Here is a 3,411-nt window from a genome sequence, read left to right as displayed (position 1 = left end):
CTGCCCGTCGAACTTCCCGCTCGAGGTGATCCTCAACAAGCTGGGACCCGCGCTGGCCGCCGGAAACACCGTCGTGCTCAAACCCGACCCGAACACCCCGTGGAACGCGACCAGGCTCGGTCGGTTGATCGCCGAGCACACCGACTTCCCGCAGGGCGTCGTGAATGTCGTGACGACACCGTCCAACGAGGTGGCCGGACTCCTGGCGAGCGACCCCCGCGTCGACCTCATCTCGTTCACCGGTTCGACCGGCGTCGGGCGCACGCTGATGCGCCAGAGCGCGGGCACGATGAAGCGGACCTTCCTCGAACTCGGCGGAAAGTCCGCGCTCGTCGTGCTCGACGACGCGAAGCCCGAACACGCGCTGCGCAGCGCGGTGGGGGTCTGTGTGCACGCGGGCCAGGCGTGCGCGGCGACGAGCCGGATGCTGGTGCACCGCTCGATGTTCGACGACATGGTCGCGGCGGTGGGCGCGATGTTCGCGGCGGTGCCGGTGGGCGATCCGGTGCTGCCGCAGACGCTGGTCGGCCCGGTCATCAGCGCGGCCCAGCAGACCCGGGTACTCGATATGTGCGAGCGGGCGATTCGCGACGGCGCGCGACAGGTCACCGGTGGTGGCTTGCCCGCCGATCTGCCCGCCCACCTCGCCGGTGGCCACTTCGTCGCTCCGACGGTGTTCGTGACCGATGATCCGAACTCGGCGATCGCCCAGGAGGAGATCTTCGGTCCGGTCCTGGTGATGCTCGCGTTCGACGACGACGACGAGGCGGTGCGGATTGCCAACAACAGCGCCTTCGGCCTCGCGGGCGCGGTGCTGTCACAGTCCGACGAACGCGGTATGGGCATCGCCCGTCGACTCAGGACCGGCGCGGTGGGCGTCAACGGCGGCATGTTCTACGGCGCCGACGCGCCATTCGGCGGCTACAAGAACAGCGGCGTCGGTCGCCAGTGCGGCATCGAGGGTTTCCAGCAATACCTGGAGACCAAGACCATCGGTTCCCGGACGCCGCGACAGCGTTGAGTCGCTGTCCGGCAGAGCAATTCACCATCGAAGTACTGAAAGGTTGTCACCAGTGGGAAAATTGGACGGCAAGGTCGCGGTCATCTCGGGGGCGGCGCGAGGGCAGGGACGTTCGCACGCGGTGAACCTCGCCGCCGAGGGCGCGAGCATCATCGCCTTGGACATCTGTGCCGACCTCGAAGGCAACACCTACCCGCTCGCGCGGCCCGAGGACCTCGAGGAGACGGGCAGGCTGGTCGAGAAGGAAGGCGTGCGTTTCCATCCGGTGATCGTGGACGTGCGTGAGCGCGGCGCCGTCTGGCAGGCGGTCGCGCAGGGGGTCGAGGCGCTGGGACGGCTCGATATCGTGGTCGCCAACGCGGGCATCGCCCCGCTGGGCAGCGGCCAGACCATGCAATCCTGGTCGGACACCATCGATACCGACCTCGTCGGTGTGTTCAACGTGGTGCAGGCGAGCTTGCCGCATCTCGGTGCCGGGGCGTCGATCATCGCCACCGGTTCCCTCGCCGCGCAGCTGGGGAGTTCGACCAAGCAGGGACCGGGCGGCTCCGCCTACAGTCTCGCGAAACAGGTTGTCGCGCACTACGTGAACGACTTGGCGATCCAGCTCGCGAAGAAGTCCATTCGGGTCAACGCGGTGCATCCCACCAATGTCAATACCGACATGCTGCACAACGAGGGTATGTACAAGATCTTCCGTCCCGATCTCGAGGCGCCGACTCGCGCCGATGCCGAGGTGGCGTTCCCGGCGATGCAGGCGATGCGTGTGCCGTACATCGAGCCGCAGGACGTCTCCAACCTCGTGGTCTTCCTCGCCTCCGAGGATTCGCGCTACATCACCGGCAGCCAATTGCGGGTGGATGCGGGTGGTTTCGTCAAAGCCGTGCCCTGGGGGAAGTGAGCGATGAGCGACACGACGACGGTGTACAAGCTCTACCGCTGTGTCATCTGTGGATGGGAGTACGACGAGGAACTCGGCTGGCCGGACGACGGCATCGAACCCGGCACCCGCTGGGACGACATCCCCGAGGACTGGACCTGCCCCGACTGCGGCGCCGAGAAGGCCGAGTTCGACATGGTCGAGGTCGATCGGTGACGATCGCGCGACACGGCCGGGCGGTGATCGTCGGCACCGGTGTCGCCGGCGCCAGCGCGGCCGAGACGCTGCGCAAGGAAGGGTTCGCCGGATCGATCGTGCTGGTCGGCGACGATCCGGCGGCACCGTATCGGCGCCCGATGGTCTCCAAGGAATTGCTGTCCGGCTCGGTCGGCGAGGAGAAGGCGCGGCTCAAGCCCGCCGCGTTCTGGGCGGACAAGTCGATCGAGCTGCGCACAGGTGTGACCGTGCGTGCCGTCGATACCGCCACGGCCAGTGTGGAGTTCGACGACGGCGACCAGCTGGCCTATGACGCGCTGATTCTCGCGACCGGAGGCAGGCCACGACGGCTGGACCTGCTGCCCGAGGCCGAGACACTGCGGCACCTGCGTGACGCGGCCCGATTGCGGCAGATTCTCGATCGCGTCGGTGCTACCGGCGCCGTACCGAGTGTTCTCGTCGTCGGCGGTGGACTGGTCGGTTTGGAGGCGGCGGCCGCGGTGCGTACCTTCGGCGCCGACGTCGTGGTGTTGGAGACGGCGGACCGGGTGCTCGGACGGGTGGTGCCCGCCGAGGTCTCGGCGAGCTATGCGCGTCTGCACCGGGATCGAGGGGTCCGTGTGCATACGGGAACACGGCTCGCGGCTGCGCACAACGAGAACGGCCGGACCCGCGTGTTCGCCGAGGATGGTCGGGAATGGGTCGCCGACGTGGTGATCGTCGCGGTCGGCATGACCCCGGATACCGAACTGGCGGTCCGCGCGGGCCTCACGGTCGATGATGGCGTCGTCGTCGACGAGTTCGGGGCGACCTCCGCGCCCGGGGTGTACGCGGCCGGTGACGTCGCGCGGCTGCCGAACCGGATTCTGGGTGGGTCCGACCGGATCGAGCACTGGAATCACGCGCAGGCCCACGGCGCGGCCGTCGCGCACACCATCTTGGGCGCGCGGGTGCCGTATGAGGAAGTTCCGTGGTGTTGGACCAACCAGTTCGGTCGCAACCTTCAGATCGCGGGCTGGCCGGGGTACGGCACGGAGACGATCGTCTACGGCGACCTCGATGCCGGGCCGTTCCTCGCGCTGACCCTGGTCGAGGATCGCCTGGTCGGAGTGCTCGGCGTCGGTAGGCCCAAGGATGTCCGAGCAGCTCAGAACCTGATCAAGAACGGCCCGTATCTGCCGCGAGCCGCGCTCGCGGCCGACGATCTCGATTTGGTCGAGTTGGCCTCGGCGCCAGAGCAATTCGCCGCATCAGCGCGGGAATAGGCGCTCGTACAGCTCGCCTGGATCTGGTG

Annotated in this window: 4 protein-coding genes; all 4 read left to right on the top strand. The window is 67.9% G+C overall.

The window, feature by feature from the left end; translation table 11 throughout:
• Positions 1–1,021, top strand: a 1,021-nt coding sequence (locus ACFWF3_RS29130) for an aldehyde dehydrogenase family protein (protein WP_379316763.1), incomplete at its 5' end; no start/stop codon positions are given.
• Between the two features lie 52 nt (positions 1,022–1,073).
• Positions 1,074–1,922, top strand: coding sequence for a mycofactocin-coupled SDR family oxidoreductase (locus ACFWF3_RS29125; RefSeq protein ID WP_379316759.1), 849 nt, complete (start codon positions 1,074–1,076; stop codon positions 1,920–1,922).
• Positions 1,923–1,925: 3 nt separating this feature from the next.
• Complete coding sequence (locus tag ACFWF3_RS29120; RefSeq protein WP_067446959.1) at positions 1,926–2,117, top strand: rubredoxin; 192 nt, start codon at positions 1,926–1,928, stop codon at positions 2,115–2,117.
• Entirely contained in the window at positions 2,114–3,382 is a 1,269-nt protein-coding gene (locus ACFWF3_RS29115) for an NAD(P)/FAD-dependent oxidoreductase (RefSeq protein ID WP_379316757.1), read from the top strand. Before ACFWF3_RS29120 ends, ACFWF3_RS29115 begins: the two co-directional genes overlap by 4 nt.
• Positions 3,383–3,411: the final 29 nt, after the last annotated feature.

Source organism: Nocardia sp. NPDC060220 (genome assembly GCF_042727815.1).
Lineage (GTDB): Bacteria > Actinomycetota > Actinomycetes > Mycobacteriales > Mycobacteriaceae > Nocardia.
The sequence above is the reverse complement of the archived record's forward strand: the minus strand, read 5'-3'. Positions and strand labels throughout refer to the sequence as shown.